19 protein-coding genes are annotated in these 20,204 nt (G+C 70.9%); 8 read left to right on the top strand and 11 right to left on the bottom strand.

The features are described from left to right. Positions 1 to 47 precede the first annotated feature (47 nt). Both ACZ8ZB_RS17375 and ACZ8ZB_RS17370 read right to left on the bottom strand, forming a co-directional pair. Complete coding sequence (locus tag ACZ8ZB_RS17375) at positions 48 to 1,040, bottom strand: pirin family protein (RefSeq protein ID WP_470738611.1); 993 nt, start codon at positions 1,038 to 1,040, stop codon at positions 48 to 50. Between the two features lie 139 nt (positions 1,041 to 1,179). Next, positions 1,180 to 1,644: an SseB family protein gene (locus tag ACZ8ZB_RS17370; RefSeq protein ID WP_470741514.1), complete on the bottom strand. Its 465-nt coding sequence runs from the start codon at positions 1,642 to 1,644 to the stop codon at positions 1,180 to 1,182. A 163-nt stretch (positions 1,645 to 1,807) separates the two neighbouring features. Here ACZ8ZB_RS17370 and ACZ8ZB_RS17365 point away from each other — a divergent pair, with 163 nt between their 5' ends. From ACZ8ZB_RS17365 to ACZ8ZB_RS17355, 3 genes are all read left to right on the top strand, one after another. Next, positions 1,808 to 3,634 carry an acyl-CoA dehydrogenase gene (locus ACZ8ZB_RS17365; RefSeq protein WP_470738610.1) on the top strand — a complete coding sequence of 609 codons (1,827 nt, stop codon included), beginning with the start codon at positions 1,808 to 1,810 and terminating at the stop codon, positions 3,632 to 3,634. 115 nt (positions 3,635 to 3,749) lie between these two features. Next, positions 3,750 to 5,048, top strand: a complete 1,299-nt coding sequence (locus ACZ8ZB_RS17360; RefSeq protein ID WP_470738609.1) for a M18 family aminopeptidase — start codon at positions 3,750 to 3,752, stop codon at positions 5,046 to 5,048. Positions 5,049 to 5,129: 81 nt separating this feature from the next. Beyond that, positions 5,130 to 5,372 carry a DUF6458 family protein gene (locus ACZ8ZB_RS17355; protein WP_470738608.1) on the top strand — a complete coding sequence of 81 codons (243 nt, stop codon included), beginning with the start codon at positions 5,130 to 5,132 and terminating at the stop codon, positions 5,370 to 5,372. Between the two features lie 231 nt (positions 5,373 to 5,603). On the opposite strand, the gene ACZ8ZB_RS17350 is transcribed toward ACZ8ZB_RS17355, so the two are convergent. Further along, a complete protein-coding gene (locus ACZ8ZB_RS17350; protein ID WP_470738607.1) occupies positions 5,604 to 5,996 on the bottom strand; it encodes a cupin domain-containing protein in 393 nt (130 codons plus the stop codon). Between the two features lie 51 nt (positions 5,997 to 6,047). Here ACZ8ZB_RS17350 and ACZ8ZB_RS17345 point away from each other — a divergent pair, with 51 nt between their 5' ends. Continuing rightward, the gene (locus tag ACZ8ZB_RS17345; RefSeq protein ID WP_470738606.1) at positions 6,048 to 7,052 is read left to right on the top strand and encodes a GlxA family transcriptional regulator; all 1,005 of its coding nucleotides are present in this window, start codon (positions 6,048 to 6,050) and stop codon (positions 7,050 to 7,052) included. Further along, positions 7,049 to 7,543, top strand: a complete 495-nt coding sequence (locus ACZ8ZB_RS17340; protein WP_470738605.1) for an LURP-one-related/scramblase family protein — start codon at positions 7,049 to 7,051, stop codon at positions 7,541 to 7,543. Before ACZ8ZB_RS17345 ends, ACZ8ZB_RS17340 begins: the two co-directional genes overlap by 4 nt. A gap of 36 nt (positions 7,544 to 7,579) precedes the next feature. Here the strand turns inward: ACZ8ZB_RS17340 and ACZ8ZB_RS17335 are convergent, their stop codons facing one another. Then, complete coding sequence (locus tag ACZ8ZB_RS17335; RefSeq protein ID WP_470738604.1) at positions 7,580 to 8,374, bottom strand: carbon-nitrogen family hydrolase; 795 nt, start codon at positions 8,372 to 8,374, stop codon at positions 7,580 to 7,582. Positions 8,375 to 8,594: 220 nt separating this feature from the next. On the opposite strand from ACZ8ZB_RS17335, the gene ACZ8ZB_RS17330 reads away from it, so the two are divergent. Further along, positions 8,595 to 9,419 carry a maleylpyruvate isomerase family mycothiol-dependent enzyme gene (locus ACZ8ZB_RS17330; RefSeq protein WP_470738603.1) on the top strand — a complete coding sequence of 275 codons (825 nt, stop codon included), beginning with the start codon at positions 8,595 to 8,597 and terminating at the stop codon, positions 9,417 to 9,419. A 109-nt stretch (positions 9,420 to 9,528) separates the two neighbouring features. On the opposite strand, the gene ACZ8ZB_RS17325 is transcribed toward ACZ8ZB_RS17330, so the two are convergent. After that, complete coding sequence (locus ACZ8ZB_RS17325) at positions 9,529 to 10,821, bottom strand: MFS transporter (protein WP_470738602.1); 1,293 nt, start codon at positions 10,819 to 10,821, stop codon at positions 9,529 to 9,531. After that, a complete protein-coding gene (locus ACZ8ZB_RS17320) occupies positions 10,818 to 11,471 on the bottom strand; it encodes a GntR family transcriptional regulator (protein WP_470738601.1) in 654 nt (217 codons plus the stop codon). The genes ACZ8ZB_RS17325 and ACZ8ZB_RS17320 overlap by 4 nt, the downstream gene beginning before the upstream one ends. 194 nt (positions 11,472 to 11,665) lie before the next feature. Here ACZ8ZB_RS17320 and ACZ8ZB_RS17315 point away from each other — a divergent pair, with 194 nt between their 5' ends. Then, a complete protein-coding gene (locus tag ACZ8ZB_RS17315) occupies positions 11,666 to 12,565 on the top strand; it encodes a D-alanyl-D-alanine carboxypeptidase family protein (RefSeq protein ID WP_470738600.1) in 900 nt (299 codons plus the stop codon). 43 nt (positions 12,566 to 12,608) lie between these two features. On the opposite strand, the gene ACZ8ZB_RS17310 is transcribed toward ACZ8ZB_RS17315, so the two are convergent. After that, entirely contained in the window at positions 12,609 to 13,250 is a 642-nt protein-coding gene (locus ACZ8ZB_RS17310; protein ID WP_470738599.1) for an HAD-IA family hydrolase, read from the bottom strand. 200 nt (positions 13,251 to 13,450) lie between these two features. Between ACZ8ZB_RS17310 and ACZ8ZB_RS17305 the strand changes: the two genes are divergently transcribed. Further along, a complete protein-coding gene (locus ACZ8ZB_RS17305) occupies positions 13,451 to 14,434 on the top strand; it encodes a BRO-N domain-containing protein (RefSeq protein ID WP_470738598.1) in 984 nt (327 codons plus the stop codon). 80 nt (positions 14,435 to 14,514) lie between these two features. On the opposite strand, the gene ACZ8ZB_RS17300 is transcribed toward ACZ8ZB_RS17305, so the two are convergent. From ACZ8ZB_RS17300 to ACZ8ZB_RS17285, 4 genes are all read right to left on the bottom strand, one after another. Then, positions 14,515 to 15,933: a dihydrolipoamide acetyltransferase family protein gene (locus tag ACZ8ZB_RS17300; protein WP_470738597.1), complete on the bottom strand. Its 1,419-nt coding sequence runs from the start codon at positions 15,931 to 15,933 to the stop codon at positions 14,515 to 14,517. A 10-nt stretch (positions 15,934 to 15,943) separates the two neighbouring features. Then, entirely contained in the window at positions 15,944 to 16,936 is a 993-nt protein-coding gene (locus ACZ8ZB_RS17295; protein ID WP_470738596.1) for an alpha-ketoacid dehydrogenase subunit beta, read from the bottom strand. A gap of 1 nt (position 16,937) precedes the next feature. Continuing rightward, entirely contained in the window at positions 16,938 to 18,143 is a 1,206-nt protein-coding gene (gene pdhA, locus ACZ8ZB_RS17290; protein WP_470738595.1) for a pyruvate dehydrogenase (acetyl-transferring) E1 component subunit alpha, read from the bottom strand. A gap of 370 nt (positions 18,144 to 18,513) precedes the next feature. Then, positions 18,514 to 20,163 carry a protein kinase domain-containing protein gene (locus tag ACZ8ZB_RS17285; RefSeq protein ID WP_470738594.1) on the bottom strand — a complete coding sequence of 550 codons (1,650 nt, stop codon included), beginning with the start codon at positions 20,161 to 20,163 and terminating at the stop codon, positions 18,514 to 18,516. Positions 20,164 to 20,204 lie beyond the last annotated feature (41 nt).

Genomic DNA, 20,204 nt, shown 5'->3' with positions numbered 1-20,204 from the left:
CGTCGTGTCCGTGCACGGCCGGGATCACTGCCTGGCGCGGGCAGTCTTCAGGCGCCGTCGTTGCCGACCCCCGGTCCGCCCTCGGACATGCCGTGCACGGCGGGGACCGTGCCGAGCCGGCCCTTCTGGAAGTCCTCGAAGGCCTGCTGGAGCTCGTCGCGGGTGTTCATCACGAACGGGCCGTAGTGGGCCATCGGCTCCCGGATCGGCCGTCCGCCGAGGAGGACGACCTCCAGGTCCGGGGTGTGGGAGTCCTGCCTCTCGTCCGCGCGCACGGTCAGCGAGGAGCCCGCCCCGAAGACCGCCGTCTGGCCCAGGCGGACCGGGCGCCGCTCGGCGCCGACCGCGCCCTTGCCCGCCATGACGTACGCCAGACCGTTGAAGTCCTCCCGCCAGGGCAGGGTGATCTCCGCGCCCGGCGCCAGCGTCGCGTGCACCATCGTGATCGGCGTGTGCGTGATGCCGGGGCCCTCGTGGCCGTCCAGCTCACCGGCGATGACGCGCAGCAGCGCGCCGCCGTCGGGGGAGGTGAGCAGCTGGACGGAGCCGCCGCGGATGTCCTGGTAGCGCGGCGCCATCATCTTGTCCTTGGCGGGCAGGTTCACCCACAGCTGGAGCCCGTGGAAGAGCCCGCCGGACACGACGAGCTGCTCCGGCGGCGCCTCGATGTGGAGCAGGCCGCTGCCGGCCGTCATCCACTGGGTGTCGCCGTTGGTGATGGTGCCGCCGCCGCCGTGGCTGTCCTGGTGGTCGAAGATCCCGTCGATGATGTAGGTGACGGTCTCGAAGCCGCGGTGCGGGTGCCAGGGCGTCCCCTTCGGCTCCCCCGGCGCGTACTCCACCTCGCCCATCTGGTCCATCATGATGAACGGGTCGAGATGGCGGTAGTTGATCCCGGCGAACGCCCGGCGCACCGGGAAGCCCTCGCCCTCGAAACCGCTCGGCGCGGTCGTGACGGTGAGCACGGGACGTGCCGCGGCGTCGGCGGGCGCGGTCACACGGGGCAGCGTCAACGGGTTCTCGACGGTCACTGCAGGCATGTCGGTACCTCCTCGGGTACGCCCACTTTAGTTGAGCGTTGAACTTCTTGCCACCCCGAACGACGAAAGCCCGGAGGACATTCCCTCCGGGCCCGGCGTTCAGGAGTGACAGGGGTCGGCCGTCCGCGCGGCGACGGCTTCAGCCGTACATCCGGCGCATCGCGAACTCGACCATCTGCTCCACGGCCTTGGCGTCGAACACCATCCGGTGCTCGCCCTCCATGTCGAGCACGAAGCCGTACCCCGTGGGCAGCAGGTCGATCACCTCGGCGCCGGTGATCACGAAGTACTTGGACTCCTTGCCCGCGTACCGCCGCAGCTCCTTGAGCGAGGTGAACATCGGGATCACCGGCTGCTGGGTGTTGTGCAGGGCGAGGAATCCGGGGTTGTCGCCGCGCGGGCAGTAGACCTTGGAGGTGGCGAAGACCTGCTGGAAGTCCTCGGCCGCCATCTGCCCCGTGGTGAACGCGCGCACCGCGTCGGCGAGCGAGGGCACGGACGGCTCCGGATACAGCGGCGCCTGCTGTCCGTACCCGCCCTGCATCTGCTGCTGCGGCGGGACGTAACCCTGCTGTGCCCCTGCGCTCTGGTCGTAGCCGTACATGGCGCACAGACTACTGACCCGGCGGGAGGGCTGGGTCACAGATGTCCGGATCGGGGTTGCTTCTTATTACCGGCGGGTAGCATCATCGGAGCTACTTGCCGGTACGTGAATCAGTTGCGAGGAGTCAGCGCCTCGCCGATACCTCTCTAACGGAGCCGTCGCCATGGGGCACTACAAGTCGAATCTCCGCGACATCGAGTTCAACCTCTTCGAGGTGCTCGGGCGCGACAAGCTGTACGGCACGGGCCCGTTCGAGGAGATGGACGTCGAGACCGCGAAGAGCATCCTGGAGGAGCTCACCCGCCTCTCGGAGAACGAGCTGGCGGAGTCCTTCACCGACGCCGACCGCAACCCCCCGGTCTTCGACCCGGAGACCAGCACCGCGCCGGTCCCGGCGTCCTTCAAGAAGAGCTACCAGGCCTTCATGGACTCCGAGTACTGGCGCCTGGGCCTGCCCGAGGAGATCGGCGGCACCACCGCCCCCCGCTCCCTCATCTGGGCCTACGCCGAACTCATCCTCGGGGCCAACCCGGCGGTGTGGATGTACTCCTCCGGCCCCGCGTTCGCCGGCATCCTCTTCGACGAGGGCAACGAGGTCCAGAAGCACATCGCGAAGATCGCCACCGAGAAGCAGTGGGGCTCCACGATGGTGCTCACCGAGCCGGACGCCGGCTCGGACGTGGGCGCCGGCCGCACCAAGGCCGTGCGGCAGGAGGACGGCTCCTGGCACATCGAGGGCGTGAAGCGCTTCATCACCTCCGGTGAGCACGACATGTCCGAGAACATCCTCCACTACGTGCTGGCCCGTCCCGAGGGCGCGGGACCCGGCACCAAGGGCCTGTCCCTCTTCCTCGTCCCGAAGTACCTCTTCGACTTCGAGACCGGCGAGCTGGGCGAGCGCAACGGCGTCTACGCCACGAACGTCGAGCACAAGATGGGCCTGAAGGCTTCCAACACCTGCGAGATGACGTTCGGCGACAAGCACCCCGCCAAGGGCTGGCTGATCGGCGACAAGCACGACGGCATCCGCCAGATGTTCCGCATCATCGAGTTCGCCCGCATGATGGTCGGCACGAAGGCGATCTCCACGCTCTCCACCGGCTACCTCAACGCGCTGGAGTACGCCAAGGAGCGCGTCCAGGGCCCCGACCTGGCCGACTTCATGGACAAGTCGGCCCCCAAGGTCACCATCACGCACCACCCGGACGTCCGCCGCTCCCTCATGACGCAGAAGGCCTACGCGGAGGGCATGCGCGCCCTGGTGATGTACACCGCCTCCGTCCAGGACGCCATCCAGGTCAAGGAGGCGAACGGCGAGGACGCCTCCACCGAGCACGCGCTGAACGACCTGCTCCTGCCGATCGTCAAGGGGTACGGCTCCGAGAAGGCCTACGAGCAGCTCGCCCAGTCGCTGCAGACCTTCGGCGGCTCCGGCTTCCTGCAGGAGTACCCGATCGAGCAGTACATCCGGGACTCCAAGATCGACACCCTGTACGAGGGCACCACCGCCATCCAGGGCCAGGACTTCTTCTTCCGGAAGATCGTCCGCAACCAGGGCGCGGCGCTGAACTCGCTGGCCGAGGACATCAAGAAGTTCCTGGCGCTCGGCGAGGGCGGCGAGGAGCTGGCGGGCGCCCGCGAGCACCTGGCCAAGGCGGCCGTCGAGCTGGAGGCCATCGTCGGTCTGATGCTCACCGACCTCGCGGCCACCGAGCAGGACGTCAAGAACATCTACAAGGTCGGCCTGAACACCACCCGCCTGCTGATGGCCTCCGGTGACGTCGTCGTCGGCTACCTGCTGCTCAAGGGCGCCGCGATCGCCGCGGAGAAGCTGCCGACGGCCTCCGCCAAGGACAAGGCGTTCTACACCGGCAAGATCGCGGCGGCGAAGTTCTTCGCGGCCGACGTCCTGCCCGGCGTCACCCTGGCCCGCAAGGTCGCCGAGGGCGTCGAGCTGGACCTGATGGAACTGGACGAGGCGGCCTTCTGAGTCCTTCCGGGCCCCCCGGACCTCCCGGACAGACCCCACGAGATCCAGCCGGACCCCGCCCGAGGGCCCGCTCCCGCACCGGGATGCGGGCCCTCGGCCTCGTTAAGGTGAACCCATGAGCGCTCCCTCCCGCTTCGACCGCGGCCACACCGACGACCTGATGTCCTTCCTGGCGGCGAGCCCCACGCCGTACCACGCCGTGGCGAACGCCGCCGCGCGGCTGGAGAAGGCGGGCTTCCGTCAGGTCGCGGAGACGGACGCCTGGGACGGGTCGGCGGGCGGCAAGTACGTGCTGCGCGGCGGCGCGATCATCGCCTGGTACGTCCCCGAGGGCGCGGACGCGCACACCCCCTTCCGGATCGTCGGCGCCCACACCGACTCGCCCAACCTGCGTGTGAAGCCCCGGCCCGACAGCGGGGCGCACGGCTGGCGCCAGCTGGCCGTGGAGATCTACGGCGGACCGCTGCTCAACTCCTGGCTCGACCGCGACCTGGGCCTGGCCGGCCGGCTGTCCCTGCGCGACGGCTCCACCCGCCTGGTCGACGTCGACCGCCCCCTGCTGCGGGTCCCCCAGCTCGCCATCCACCTGGACCGCTCCGTCACCTCCGACGGCCTCAAGCTCGACAAGCAGCGGCACATGCAGCCGGTGTGGGGCCTGGGCGACGACGTGCGCGACGGCGACCTGATCACCTTCCTGGAGGAGACCGCCGGTCTCCCGTCCGGCGAGGTCACCGGCTGGGACCTGATGGTCCACCCCGTCGAACCGCCCGCCTACCTGGGCCGCGACCGCGAGCTGGTGGCGGGCCCGCGCATGGACAACCTGCTCTCCGTGCACGCCGGCACGGCCGCGCTCGCCGCGGTGGCCGGCGAGGGCTCGGGCCTCTCCCACATCCCCGTCCTCGCCGCCTTCGACCACGAGGAGAACGGCTCCCAGTCCGACACCGGCGCGGACGGACCGCTGCTCGGCGGCGTCCTGGAGCGTTCGGTGTTCGCGCGCGGGGGGTCGTACGAGGACCGGGCCCGCGCCTTCGCCGGCACCGTCTGCCTCTCCTCCGACACCGGTCACGCCGTGCACCCCAACTACGCGGAGCGGCACGACCCGACGCACCACCCGCGCGTCGACGGCGGCCCCCTCCTCAAGGTCAACGTCAACAACCGGTACGCCACGGACGGCTCCGGCCGGGCGGTCTTCGCGGCGGCCTGCGAGAAGGCGGGCGTCCCGTTCCAGTCCTTCGTCTCCAACAACGCGATGCCGTGCGGCACCACCATCGGCCCGATCACCGCGGCCCGGCACGGCATCAGGACCGTCGACATCGGCGTGGCCATCCTGTCGATGCACAGCACCCGCGAACTGTGCGGCGCGAAGGACCCGTTCCTGCTGGCGAACGCCCTCGTCGCGTTCCTCGACGGGTAGTCAACTGCCGTACGGCGCATGGGCGACGCCCACCCGGGTACCCGGTCCCCACCGGAAACACCGGACAGGGAGGCGACACTCATGGGCCTCGGCGGATGCATCATCCTCATCGCCGTGGGAGCAATCCTCACGTTCGCGACCGACTGGGACATGCAGGGTGTCAACCTTGACCTGGTCGGCGTCATCCTCATGATCGTCGGTCTGATCGGCGTCGCGACGTTCAGCAGCATCGCCCGGCGTCGGCGGGTCGTCGTACCCCCCGCCACCCCGGTCGTCGACGACACCCGCCCCCGCGACGGCTACAGCGACGGGTACGGGGTCTGACCAGGCCTACTGCCACTCCGGAGGGCGCGGGGGAGTCCCTCCCCCGCGCCCTCGCCGCCGTTCGACGGCGTCGTCCTGCTTCGGGCCGGCCGGACCGCACGGGGACCGGCGGGAGGCGCTCTCCGGGTGTCGGGCGGACGCGGCGGCGGGAATCGCCCGGGTCCCGCCCGGACGCGTACGCCCGGCACCGCGTGGAACACCGGATCGGCGGCTGACGTCCCGCACCGGCGGTCAGCCGAGCGGGTGCCCCGTCGTCGTGTCCACGTGGTCCGGCACCTCCTCGTGGCGGTCGCCGGTGGTGAGGGTGCCGGTGGGCTCGAAGAGGAGGATCGCGGTGGGGACGGGGGCGTGGGGCTTGTGCTCGACGCCGCGGGGGACCGTGAACACGGAGCCCTTCGGCAGGACGACCGTGCGCTCGCCGGACGACTCGCGCAGGGAGATGCGCAGTTCGCCGTCGAGGACGAGGAAGAACTCGTCGGTGTGGTCGTGCACGTGCCAGACGTGTTCGCCCTCCACCTTGGCGACGCGTACGTCGTAGTCGTTGACGGCGGTGACGATGCGAGGGCTCCACCGCTCCGTGAAGGAGGCGAGGGCCCGGTCGAGGGAGAGGGGTTCCTGTGCCATGCCTTCATCGTCGGCGGTGCGCCGGCACCGCGACAGTGCTAGAAATCGCGCATGCCGCAAGGATCCTCTCAGCCCGTGCGCTCCCACCGCGTCGTCGTGATCGTCGACGAGGGCACCAATCCGTTCGAGGTCGGCGCGGCCACCGAGCTGTTCGGGCTGCCCCGGCCCGAACTGGGGACGCCGTGCCCGCCGTACCGGGTGACGCTGTGCGCACCCGCTCCCGAAGTCCCGATGAACCACGGCTTCTTCACCATGACCGGGGTGGCCGGTCTGGACGCCGTGGAGGACGCGGACACCCTCGTCGTGCCCGGACGGCCGGACAACGTCGTACCGCGCGGTGAGGCCGTCCTCGACGCGATCCGGAGCGCGCACGCACGTGGCGCCCGGGTCGTCGGCTTCTGCACCGGCACGTTCGCGCTCGCCGAGGCCGGCCTGCTGGAAGGGCGCCGCGCCACGACGCACTGGATGTGGGTGGACTCCTTCCGCGAGCTGCACCCGAACGTGCTGCTGGAGCCGGACGTGCTCTTCGTGGACGACGGGGACGTCCTCACCGCCGCGGGCAGCTCGGCCGCCCTGGACCTGGGGCTGCATCTGTGGCGTCGCGACCACGGCGCCGAGACCGCCAACGCGGTCTCCCGCCGTCTGGTGTTCGCCGCACACCGGGACGGCGGGCAGCGCCAGTTCGTGGAACGACCGGTTCCGCCCGTGCCGGACGAGTCGCTGGGGCCGTTGCTGGCGTGGGCTCAGGCACGGCTGGGCGAACCCCTGACGTTGGCGGACCTGGCCGCACGGGCGGCCGTGAGCCCGGCGACCCTGCACCGGCGTTTCCGTGCGCAGCTCGGTGTGACACCGCTCGCGTGGCTGACCGGGGAGCGGATCGCGCTGGCGTGCCGGCTCATCGAGCGGGGCGAGGTGCGGCTGGACGTCGTGGCCGCGCGCAGCGGCCTGGGAACGGCGGCGAACCTGCGGGCGCGGCTGCGGCGCGCGACGGGCCTCAGCCCATCGGCCTACCGACGGCGTTTCGGGGCGCGGGACGGGGAAGCCCTGGACGCATGAGATTCCTCGTGCGCGACCGGATCCTCGGGATCGGGGACGACTACTGGATCGAGGACGACCGGGGGAACCGGGTCTTCCTCGTCGACGGCAAGGCCATGCGCCTTCGGGAGACCTTCGAGCTGAAGGACACCGAGGGCCGCGTCCTCATCGACATCCGCCAGAAGATGTTCGCCCTGCGGGACACCATGGTGATCGAGCGCGGCGGGGAACCGCTGGCGACCGTCCGGCGCAAACGGCTGTCGCTGCTGCGCAACCACTACCGGGTGGCGCTGGCGGACGGCGGCACCGAACTGGACGTCAGCGGCCGCGTCCTCGACCGGGAGTTCGCCGTCGAGTACGACGGCGAGCTGCTCGCCGTGATCTCCCGGCGGCTGCTGAGCGTACGGGACACCTACGCCGTCGACGTCGTGCGCGAGGACGCGGACCCGGCGCTGCTGATCGCGGTGGCGGTGTGCGTGACCAGCCTGGCGGAGAAGGAGCGGGAGGACTAGGCACCGGTCCCGCGGTCAGCGGTCAGCGGTCAGCGGTCAGCGGTGGGGACGGTCCAGGCCCAGGACGCGGTCCTTGAGGGCCGGGAAGCGTTCGCGGGTGCCCGCGACCGTCGCCGGGTCGAAGTCGACGGTGAGGACCTCCTCGCCGGGGCCCGCCTCCGCCAGGACCTCGCCCCAGGGATCCACCACGATCGAGTGGCCCGCCTGCGGAACCCCGGCGTGCGTCCCGGCCGTCCCGCACGCGAGGACGAACGCCTGGTTCTCCACCGCCCGTGCGCGGGCCAGCAGCGTCCAGTGGGACCGGCGGCGCTCCGGCCAGCCCGCCGGGACGACGAGGGTCTCGGCGCCGGCGTCGACGAGACCGCGGAAGAGTTCGGGGAAGCGGAGGTCGTAGCAGGTCGCCACACCGACGACGGTCTGCGGCAGCCGGACCGTCACCAGCGCGTCGCCCGCCCCCATCAGCACGGCCTCGCCCTTGTCGAAGCCGAAGCGGTGGATCTTGCGGTAGGCGGCGGCGAGGTCACCGGAGGGGGAGAGGACGAGCGAGGTGTTGTAGAGGGTGCCGTCCGGGTCGCGCTCGGGGACCGACCCCGCGTGCAGCCACACGCCCGCGTCGCTCGCGGCCTTGGCCATCGCCTCGAGGGTCGGCCCCTCGAGCGGTTCCGCCGCACCGCCGAACCCCTCGTACGCGAACGCGCCCGTGGTCCACAGCTCCGGCAGCACGACGAGGTCGGCCCCGGCCTGATCCCGTACCAGCCCGGCGACCCGGCGTCGGCGCGATTCGACCGGTTCGCCCTCGTTCACCGCGACTTGGAGCAAGGAAGCGCGCACACTACCACCGTCCTGGCATTCGGCCCGCGCACACGGGCCTACGATCGTCACACGAAAGCACTGCCGGGGTGCCTCACAGCAGCGTAACTTGGGGGTCCCCCCTGTTCGAGCGAAGCCGAGAACCTGGGGGAGTTCCGAGACACCCGCCGAGTGCAGCCACCGCCCACTGGCACCGCCGCCACCACCTGCCCGTGTACCGACCGCCGAGGGGTCCCGTTCCGTGAGTCTGCATCCCACCCTCCAGCCCTACGCCGACGCCTGGTCCCACTCCATCGAGGCGATATCCGAGCTGGTGCAGCAGCTCCCGGAGGCCGACTGGAACCGGCGGACACCGTGCCCGGGCTGGTCGGTCCGCGACGTCGTCTCGCACGTCATCGGCCTGGACTCCGAGATGTACGGCGACCCCCGCCCCATCCACACGCTGCCGCGCGACCTGTTCCACGTCACCAACGACCACCAGCGGTACATGGAGATGCAGGTCGACGTGCGCCGCCACCACACGGCGCCGGAGATGACCTCCGAGCTGGAGCTCATGATCATCCGCCGCAACCGCCAGCTGCGGAACGAGAACCGCGATCCCGGCGCCACGGTGCGCGGCCCGCTCGGCACGGAGCTGACGCTGGAGGAGTCCATGCGCCGGCACGCCTTCGCCGTGTGGGCGCACGAGCAGGACCTGCGCACGGCCCTCGGCCACCCCGGCAACCTCGACTCCCCCGGCGCGCACGTCGCCCGTGACGTGCTGCTCGCCGAGCTGCCCCGCGTGGTCGCCGATCTCGCGCAGGCGCCGCGCAGCTCGGCCGTCGTCATCGACGTCCACGGTCCGGTGGAGTTCCTCCGCACGGTCCGCGTCGACATCCAGGGCCGCGGCACCCTGGAAGCGGTCCCGGCCCTCGGCCCGGCCGCCTCCCTCTCCCTCGACTGGGAGACCTACGTCCGTCTGGCCTGCGGCCGGGTGACGGCGGAGGCGGTGACGGACAGGGTGAAGACGGAGGGCGACCCGGACCTGGCGGCGGCGATCCTGCGGTACTTCGCCGTGACGCCGTAGCCAAGGGCGGTCGTGCCGCCGGGGCGGCACGGGTGGGCGCCGGAGGCACCCCCTCCGGGGGAGGCGCCGGCCGCGCGGCCCACCTCCGCCCGGCAGCAGCGCCGGGCGCCTACACGGGCACGTGCACGGAGGAGACCCGGCTCGCCACCAACCGCTCCCGCTCCCTGCGCACCGCCCGCCTCCGCAACCGCAGGATCTGGGTGACACCCAGCACCTGCAGCACGAACACGGACGAGAAGGCCACGGCGTAGTCGTCCCCGGTCGCGTCCAGCAGCACACCGACCGCGAACAGCGTCGTCATGGAGGCGGTGAAGCCCCCCATGTTCGTGATCCCCGACGCCGTCCCCTGCCGCTCGGGCGGATTCGCCGGCCGCGCGAAGTCGAACCCGATCATCGACGCCGGCCCGCAGGCCCCCAGCACCACGCACAGCACCACCAGCAGCCACATCGGCGCCGTGTCCGCCGGATGGACCAGAGTGGCCGCCCACAGCACCGCCGTCGCGCCCACCGTCCCCAGCGCCAGCGGCAGCCGCGCCCCGTGGTGCCGGGCGATGACCTGGCCGTAGACCAGCCCGAAGACCATGTTGGACAGCACGACGAGGGTGAGCAGCTCACCGGCGGCGGCCCGGGACAGCCCCTGTGCCTCCACCAGGAACGGCATCCCCCACAACAGCAGGAACACCATCGCCGGGAACTGGGTGGTGAAGTGCACCCACAGTCCCAGCCGCGTCCCCGGCTCCCGCCAGGAGGCGGCGATCTGACGGCGTACGTAGGCGGCGCCCTGGTGCGGGACCGGCTCCGGCTCGTGCCCCTCGGGGTGGTCCTTGAGGAACAGCAGAAGCAGCACGAACACCACGACGCCCGCCACCGCGCTGCCCGCGAACGCCGCCGTCCAGCCGATGCCGTGCAGCATCCGGGCGAGGACCAGCGTGGAGACGAGGTTGCCCGCCATGCCGGCCAGCCCGGCCATCTGCCCGACCAGCGGTCCGCGCCGGGCCGGGAACCACCGGGTGCCCAGCCGCAGCACGCTGATGAACGTCATCGCGTCACCGCAGCCGAGCAGGACCCGCGAGGCGAGCGCCATGCCGTACGACGGGGAGAACGCGAAGCCGAGCTGCCCCGCCGTGAACAGCACGGCGCCGATGCCCAGCACCTTCTTGGTGCCGAGCCGGTCGACCAGCAGTCCGACGGGTATCTGCATGCCCGCGTAGACCAGCAGCTGGAGGATGGAGAAGGTGGACAGGGCGGAGGCGCCCACGTCGAAGCGGTCGGCGGCGTCGAGGCCGGCCACACCGAGCGACGTGCGGAAGATGACCGCGACGAAGTAGACCGAGACGCCGATCCCCCACACGGCGAGGGCGCGCCGTCCGCCGGGAGGGTCCCCGGGCAGCGTGCCGCTCATCGCACCTCACCCCGGGCCAGGTGGGAGAACCATCCGACGTGCCGGTGGACGACGCCGACGGCCGCCTCCGCGTCACCGGAGCGCAGTGCCCGGAGGATCTCCTCGTGCTCGGCGAGGGTCTTGGCGATCCGATCCGGGTGGGAGTGCATCACGGCGACGCCCATCCGCAACTGGCGGTCGCGGAGCTGGTCGTAGAGGCGGGAGAGGATCTCGTTGCCGCCGCTGCGGACGATCTCGGCGTGGAAGCACCGGTCGGTGACGGAGGCCGCGGCGAAGTCACCGGCGGCGGCCTGCTCCTTCTGCCGGGCGAGCAGCTCCTCCAGACGCGCGATGAGCGCGGGCGGCGCGGGTACGGCCTTCCTGGCGGCGTGCTCCTCGACGAGCAGCCGGGTCTCGACGACGTCGGCGATCTCCTGCGCGGAGACGGGCAGGACGAGGGCGCCCTTCTTCGGATAGAGCTTGATCAGCCCTTCGGCCTCCAGCCGCAGCAGCGCCTCGCGCACGGGGGTCCGCGAGACCCCCACTGCCTCGGCCAGCTCGCCTTCGGTGAGCAGCGTCCCGCCCTCGTAACGGCGCTCCAGGACGCCCTGTTTGACGTGGGTGTAGACGCGGTCGGTGGCGGGTGGTTGCTTCACGGCGGTCATGCTCATGCGGACAGGATAGATACAACACGCACGCGTGGAAGAAACCATCCACGATGCGGACCTGGAGAAGTCGGAAGTGACCCCCGACTCACGCACAACCATCCGCGCGCACCGTGCGTCAGAAAGACGCGGCCCCTTTATGGGCCGCACCTCAACTTGGCCGCAGGGTACGGCCATTCCAGGCAATCGGGGTATTCGACTTGAAGATCGACATTCAGGGCTTCCGTGTCCGCAGAGCCGCCGGCGTCGCCGTGACCACCGGCGCCCTGCTCGCCTCCGGAGCCCTCTACGCCGCGCCCGCGCAGGCCGCCGCCGCGCCGTCCATCGTCGCCAAGGGCGGCTTCGTAATGAACAACGCGAACGGCAAGTCGCTGTACACGAAGGCGGCGGACACGCGCCGTTCGACCGGCTCGACGACGAAGATCATGACCGCCAAGGTGGTGCTGGCGCAGAAGAACCTGAACCTCGACACCAAGGTCACGATCCAGAAGGCGTACAGCGACTACATCGTCTCGAAGAACGCCTCGTCGGCGCGGCTGATCGTCGGCGACAAGGTCACCGTGCGCCAGCTGCTGTACGGGCTGATGCTGCCGTCCGGCTGCGACGCGGCGTACGCGCTGGCGGACAAGTTCGGCTCGGGCACCACGCGTTCGGCCCGCGTGAAGTCGTTCATCGGCAAGATGAACTCCGAGGCGAAGAAGCTGGGCCTGAAGAACACCCACTTCGACTCCTTCGACGGCATCGGGAACGGCAAGAACTACTCGACGCCGCGCGATCTGACGAAGATCGCGAGCAGCGCGATGAAGAACTCCACGTTCCGCTCGATCGTGAAGACGAAGAAGTACACGGCGAAGACCAAGACCAAGACGGGCAGCACCCGCACGATGGCGCCGTGGACCAACACCAACACGCTGCTCAACAGCTACAGCGGCACGATCGGCGTGAAGACCGGCTCCGGCTCGGTGTCCAAGTACTGCCTGGTCTTCGCCGCGACCCGCAACGGCAAGACCGTCATCGGCACGGTCCTCGCCTCCTCCTCCGCCGCCCAGCGCGAGAAGGACGCGAAGAAGCTCCTGGGCCACGGCTTCGGCAAGATCTGACCCACGGACGCGACGGGGGTCCGCCGGCGTCGGCGGGCCCCTTTCACGCGCGGGCCACGGCATCGCCCCCGGCGCCGAGCACGGAGCCCAGCGCCTTTCGCAGGTCGGCGGGCTCGCGGTAGTGCACACCGGTCATGCCGAGGGCGACGGCGGCCTCGACGTTCTCCGGCCGGTCGTCCACGAACAGGCACCGGCCGGCGACGGTTCCCGCCCGCCGGACCGCGATCTCGTAGATCTCCCGGTCGGGCTTGGCCACCCCCACCCGCGCGCTGCTGACGACGTGGTCCGCGAGATCCGCCAGCCCCATCGACGCGAGGTCGCGCTCCAGCTCCAGGGTCGCGTTGGTCACCAGGACCAGGGGGACCTGCCTCCTCACCCGGCGCAACAGGTCCACCACCGCGTCATCGGCCCGGAACGGGGCGTCGGCGAGCGCCGTGGCAAGCCGACGGGCGTACGCCTGCGGCACCCGGTCGGAGAGCGCCGACGCGATGGAGCGCACCCACTCCTCCGTGGTGATCCTGCCGAGCAGGAGGGGCAGGTCCACGTCGGGCGCGTAGGCCACGTCCATGGTGGTGCCCTCGGCCAGTCCCGCGGCACGCTCCAACTCGGCCAGTGGGGCCGTGTCGTAGAAGCGGATCACGTTGTCGAGGTCGCACAGCACCGCGTCGAAGGGCCTGCTGGACATACCGGGATCGGTCACCGGCCATACGTAGCACGGCGTTCGACGACGGCGTCGGCGCGCACCGCACACCGATGTCCGCCGTACACACTCCCGTCGGCCGACACAGCCGTTCCGGTCGGATTCGCTCGCAGTCGTGAACATCACCGAACCTGCTGGCATATGCGTTCCGCCCCGCTCTACGTTCCGCAGCGGAGGTAATTCACATGAACGAACCCGGCAAACGGCAGAACTCCGCCGAACGGCACGAGGCGATCGACGTCAGCGACTTCGTCTACGCGGCGACCGGAGAACGGGTCAGGCGGCTGACCATGCCGGACGGAAGTCACTGGTTCCCAGCAGTGGACGTCTGTAAGTCGCTGGGGTACACCACCCCCCGCAAGGCGCTCCTCGACCATGTTCCGGAGGACCATCGAGACAATCTCGAGACAGTGACTGGAAGTCACTGTCTCAGTATTCCCGCAGGTCGGAGCTGGCGCCGAGACCTTCAGCTCATCGATTTGCAAGGTCTCATCCTCCTCGTCAACGCCTGCACCAAACCCGCCTGCGCCCCCTTCAAGCAGTGGGTCGCCGAAGTGATCGAGACCGTTCAGCGAGAGGGTTCCTACTCTCTCGACGAGGCCGAGGTGCAGTCCGCCGAGCCCGGTGCCCCCGTCGCCTACGCGATGCCGGAGCAGGTCGCCGAGGCCATCGTCCGGCTGGAGGCGCACAACCTCCAGCTGGACGAGAAGCTGGCCGACGGGCAGCGCGAATCGATCGCTTTGCAAAAGGAGATGGTGGCCATGCAGAGGAAGCTGCTGGTCACCCAGCAGGCCACCCTCGCCGTGCAGCAGGCCATGGTCCGGGCGATGGAACGCATCGCGGACCGGTTCGACGCCCTCGTCCTCGAACACCGGACGCCCGCGGCCCTGACCCTCCCCACCGCGCGGCCCACCACCGAGTCGGTGCTGGCCGGCTGGCGGCAGCGGCTGTCCGTGACCGAGGACGTGTGGGCGGTGGCCGTGGTGATCGCACCGGTGCTCGTCGAGCAGGGGGAGCTGCGCGAGCCGCTGGAGTCGATCGCCGCCCGTACCGGGCTTTCCGTGCGTCGCGTCAACGACTGCCTCCGGCTGCTGCGCAAGCACGCCTGCATCCGCTCGCGGGGCGGGGCCGAGGACGGGGCTCCGGTGTACGTGCTCCACCAGGTCTGAGCGGGCCGGCACAGCAGGAGGGGCGTCGCAATCCGGAATTGCGGCGCCCCTCCCGTGTCGAACCTAGCGGTTCGCGGGCGTCAGGCCCAGCTGATCAGCCGCTTCGGCTGCTCCAGGATCGCCGCCACGTCGGCCAGGACCTTGGAGCCCAGCTCGCCGTCGACCAGGCGGTGGTCGAAGGAGAGGGCCAGGGTGGTGACCTGGCGGGGCTTGACCTTGCCCTTGTGGACCCACGGCTGGAGCTTGATCGCACCGACCGCGAGGATCGCGGACTCGCCGGGGTTGAGGATCGGCGTGCCCGTGTCGACGCCGAAGACGCCGACGTTGGTGATCGTGACCGTGCCGGCCTGCATCGCGGACGGGGAGGTCTTGCCCTCGCGGGCCGTGGACACCAGTTCGCCCAGGGACTCGGCCAGTTGCGGCAGCGTCTTGGCGTGGGCGTCCTTGATGTTCGGGACGATCAGGCCGCGCGGGGTGGCCGCCGCGATGCCCAGGTTGACGTAGTGCTTGACCACGATCTCCTGGGCCGCCTCGTCCCAGGAGGCGTTGATCTCCGGGTTCCGCTTGATCGCGACCAGCAGGGCCTTGGCGATCAGCAGCAGGGGGTTCACGCGCAGGCCCGTGAACTCCTTGTCCTGCTTGAGCTCCTCGACCAGCTTCATCGTGCGGGTCACGTCGACCGTCACGAACTCCGTGACGTGCGGCGCCGTGAACGCCGAGCCGACCATCGCCGCCGCCGTGGCCTTGCGGACCCCCTTGACCGGGATGCGGGTCTCGCGGGCCGTGTCGTACGACACCGGCACGGCCTGGGCGGCCGGAGCGGCCTGGGCGGGTGCGGACGCGGGTGCGGGCTGCTCCTGCGGTGCCTGGACCGCCGCCACCGCCGCGTGGACGTCCTCGCGGGTGATGACGCCGTCCGGGCCGGTCGGAACGACCGTCGCCAGGTCGACGCCCAGGTCCTTCGCCAGCTTGCGCACCGGCGGCTTCGCCAGCGGGCGCGCCGCGCCCGCGACGGGGGCCGCCGGGGCGTGCCCGTTCAGCTCCTGCTGAACCGCTGCCGACACCTGCTGGGCAGCGGTGTCCTGGGCCGGCGTCTTGCGGGGCCGGCGGCGCGTCGAGGACGTCGCCACGCCGTAGCCGACCAGGACCGGCTGGCGGGCCGCCGGCTTCTCCTCCTCGGGCTCCGCGGCGGGAGCGGGGGCGGGAGCAGGGGTCTCCTCCTCCGCCGGGGCCGCACCGCCCGCGACGTCCACCGCGATGATGGACGTGCCCACGTCCACCGTGGTGCCCTCGGGGAAGTGCAGCTCGCGGACCACGCCGTCGTAGGGGATGGGCAGTTCGACGGCCGCCTTCGCCGTCTCGACCTCGCAGACCACCTGGCCGTCGGTGACCGTGTCACCCGGCTGGACGTACCACTTGAGGATCTCGGCCTCGGTGAGGCCCTCGCCCACGTCCGGCATCTTGAACTCGCGTACGGACGCGTTCGTCATCGTCGTCACGACCCTCTCCTCAGTACGCCAGCGAGCGGTCGACGGCGTCCAGCACCCGGTCCAGGTCCGGGAGGTAGGACTCCTCCAGGCGGGCCGGCGGGTACGGGGCGTGGTAGCCGCCCACCCGCAGCACCGGGGCCTCGAGGTGGTAGAAGCAGCGCTCCGTGATCCGGGCGGCGATCTCCGCGCCGGAACCGAAGAACACCGGCGCCTCGTGGACGACGACCAGCCGGCGGGTCTTCTCCACCGACGTCTGGATCGAGTCGAAGTCGAGCGGGGAGACCGAGCGCAGGTCCAGCACCTCCAGGGAGCGGCCCTCCTCGGCCGCCGCGTCGGCGACCTCCTGGCAGAGCTTCACCATCGGGCCGTACGCCGCGAGCGTGAGGTCCGTGCCCTCGCGCACCACGCGCGCGGTGTGCAGCGGGCCCGGGATCGCCTCGGTGTCGACCTCGGCCTTGTCCCAGTAGCGCCGCTTGGGCTCGAAGAAGATCACCGGGTCGTCGCTCTGGATGGCCTGCTGCATCATCCAGTACGCGTCCGACGCGTTCGACGGCGACACGATCTTCAGGCCGGCCACGTGCGCGAACAGCGACTCCGGGGACTCCGAGTGGTGCTCCACCGCGCCGATGCCGCCGCCGTACGGGATGCGCACGACGACGGGGAGCTTGACCTTGCCCAGCGAGCGGGCGTGCATCTTCGCGAGCTGCGTGACGATCTGGTCGTACGCCGGGAAGACGAAGCCGTCGAACTGGATCTCCACCACCGGCCGGTAGCCGCGCAGGGCCAGGCCGATCGCGGTGCCCACGATGCCCGACTCGGCGAGCGGGGTGTCGATGACACGGCTGTCGCCGAAGTCCTTCTGCAGCCCGTCCGTCACCCGGAACACGCCGCCGAGCTTGCCGACGTCCTCGCCCATGACGAGGACCTTGGGGTCCGCGTCCAGGGCGTGCCGCAACGACTCGTTGATCGCCTTGGCCAGGGCCATGTTCTTGGATGTCACGGTCTTCGCCATGTCACTTACCCCCGTCCGCGTCCGCGAACGACGCCTGGTACGCGGCGAACTGCGCACGCTCCTCGTCCACGAGCGCGTGTCCGTCCGCGTACACGTTCTCGAAGATGGCGAAGTGGTCCGGGTCCGGCATGGCACGGACCGCTTCGCGCACTCGTTTGCCCAACGCTTCGCTCTCGGCCTCCAGTTCCGCGAAGAATCCCTCGTCCGCGTGGTTTGCGGACTCCAGATAGCGGCGAAGGCGCAGGATCGGGTCCTTGGCCTCCCAGGCCAGCCGCTCCTCGTCGCCCCGGTAGCGGGTCGGGTCGTCGGAGGTGGTGTGCGCGCCCATGCGGTACGTGAACGCCTCGACCAGCGTCGGGCCCTCACCGGCGCGCGCCCGCTCCAGGGCCCACTTGGTGACGGCCAGGTTCGCCAGCACGTCGTTGCCGTCCACGCGGACGCCGGGGAAGCCGAAGCCCTGCGCGCGCTGGTACAGCGGCACGCGGGACTGCTTCTCGGTCGGCTCGGAGATCGCCCACTGGTTGTTCTGGCAGAAGAACACCACGGGGGCGTTGTAGACCGCGGAGAAGGTGAAGGCCTCGGCCACGTCGCCCTGGCTGGACGCGCCGTCGCCGAAGTAGGCGATGACCGCGCTGTCCGCGCCGTCCTTGGTGACGCCCATCGCGTAGCCCGTGGCGTGCAGGGCCTGCGAGCCGATGACGATCGTGTACAGGTGGAAGTTGTTGCCGTTCGGGTCCCAGCCGCCGTTGTTCACGCCGCGGAACATGCCGAGCAGGTTGGTCGGGTCCACCCCGCGGCACCACGCGACGCCGTGCTCGCGGTAGGTGGGGAAGACGTAGTCGTCGTCGCGCAGGGCCCGGCCGGAACCGATCTGCGCCGCCTCCTGTCCGAGCAGCGAGGCCCACAGGCCCAGCTCGCCCTGGCGCTGCAGGGAGGTGGCCTCGGCGTCGAAGCGGCGGGTGAGCACCATGTCGCGGTACAGGCCGCGCAGGTCGTCGGCGGTGATGCCGGCGACGTACTGGTCGAACTCGGCGTTCTTGACGCGCTTGCCCTCGGGAGTCAGCAGCTGGACGAGGGCGGGCTCGGCGCTCTTCCCGGCGCCGGCGGCCTTCTTGGTGGTGCGGGTGGTGCGCTTGGTGCCGGTGGTGCCGGCCTTGTCTCCGGCGCTGCGTCGCGGTGTGCGCGCGGCAGTGCTCTCCACGGTCACGTGTGCTCCTCCGTCGGTCCGGCCCCCGGGGTTGCCGGTGGGCCAGTGCGGCTCACCTGTTCTCGACCACCGGGCACGGGGTGGGTGCCACTCGACCGGGAACAGGCGTGACAGGTGCCCCGGCGAGCGCCCTGCAAGAGGCACGTTACCCAGTGCTCCACATCTCTGTGAAACCCCTCTGACCTGCGATTTTGCTTGGATTTCCAAGTAAATCGGGGAAGGCGTCGAAGGTGCGCTGGTCACAGCCTCGCAGGAGGCCGGAGCAACGGCACGTTATCCCGGCCACCCCGGGCACGGGAAGGGTCGAGTTTCGTGCCCGGAAGTGGTACACCGCGCAGGGTGAGCGGGGGTGCGGCCGGAGCCGGCCGGGTCAGCCGGCGGTCACGCCTTCGATGCTGCCCGTGCCGGCGTTCTCCGTGCCGGCGTCTCCGGTGCCGCCGTCTCCGGTACCGCCGTCCCCGGTGCCGCCGTCTCCGGTACCGCCGTCCCCGGTGCCGCCGTCCCCGACACCGCCGTCCCCGGTACCGCCGTCCCCGGTACCGCCCGGCTGGCTCGGCGGCGTCGACGACGGCGGGACGCTCGGCGCCTCCGTCTCCGTCTGCGGCGCCGAAGGCATCGTGGGCGGCGTGTACGGCTGGTCCCAGTTCCCGCCGGATCCCGTGCCCGGGTCGGTCTCGGTCTCCGTGCCCGGGTCGGTGGTCTCCTCGGTCGCCTCTTCGCTCGGGCTCTCGCTGGCCTTCTCGTCCTCGGTGCTCCGCGTCACGGACGGGGACGGGTCGGTCTTGCCACCGCCCCCACCGCCGCCGCCGCCGCTGTTCAGCGCCAGCGCCACACCCGCCGCGACGGCGATCACCGCGAACACCGCCAGGATCCACAGCTTGCCGCGACCGCTGCCCTTGTTGCCGTGGCCCTCGAAGCCGCCGTCGTCCCCGCCGCCGTACCCGGCGGGCAGGATGGGCTGCGGGATCGCCGCCGTGCCGGAGACGTCCGGGTGCGGCATCACGGTCGTGCCCGCGAAACCGGCCGCCGGGGTGCGCGGGCCCTCGTGCATCTCCACCGGGCCGGTGTTCCAGGTGCCGGTGTGGCCGCCCTGCTCGTAGAGCATCTGCAGCGCGTACTGGATCAGCCCGCGCATCTCCTCGGCCGTCTGGAAACGGTCGTCGGGCTCCTTGGCGAGGGAGCGCATGACCAGCCCGTCCAGTTCCGGCGGGCAGGCGTCCGAGGCCTCCGACGGGGGCGTGGGGATGTCCTGGACGTGCTGGTAGACCACCGACAGCGGCGTCTCACCGGTGAAGGGGGGCCGCAGCGCCAGCAGTTCGTACATCAGGCAGCCGGTGGCGTACAGGTCGGACCGGTGGTCGACGGCCTTGCCGAGGGCCTGCTCCGGGGAGAGGTACTGCGGGGTGCCCATGACCATGCCGGTCTGGGTCATCGTCGTGGACGCGCCGTGCAGCGCGCGGGCGATGCCGAAGTCCATCACCTTCACGGCGCCGTTGTGGGTGATGATGACGTTGGCCGGCTTGATGTCGCGGTGCACGATGCCGTGCTGGTGCGAGTAGGCGAGCGCCTCCAGGACACCGGAGACGATGATCAGCGCCTGCTCGGGGCCCGGGGCCTCGGCGTTCATCAGCAGGTCGCGGATGGTGCGGCCCTCGACCAGCTCCATCACGATGTACGGCACCGACTGGCCGCCGACGACGTCCTCGCCGGAGTCGTACACGGCGACGATCGCGTGGTGGTTGAGACCGGCCACCGACTGCGCCTCGCGCGTGAAGCGCGCCTTGGAGACGGGGTCCTCGGCGAGGTCGGCGCGCAGCAGTTTGACGGCGACCGTGCGCCCGAGGCGTACGTCCTCGGCGGCGAACACCTCGGCCATGCCGCCCCGGCCGAGCCGGTGGGTCAGCCGGTACCGGCCGTCGCCGACGAGCCCGCCGTTGCCCCAGTTGTCCGGCGCGTCCGAGATGCCGCCGCCAGTCGCCTCGGGGTCGGACGGGCCCTGAGCGCGCTGCTGCTGTGCCATCAGTCCTCGCCGTCGTTTCTGCCCGCGGTGCGCGCGGTGTT

It is taken from the genome of Streptomyces sp. 12E, from assembly GCF_055633275.1.
Note: the sequence above shows the minus strand (reverse complement) of the source record. Positions and strands in the feature narration are given on the sequence as shown.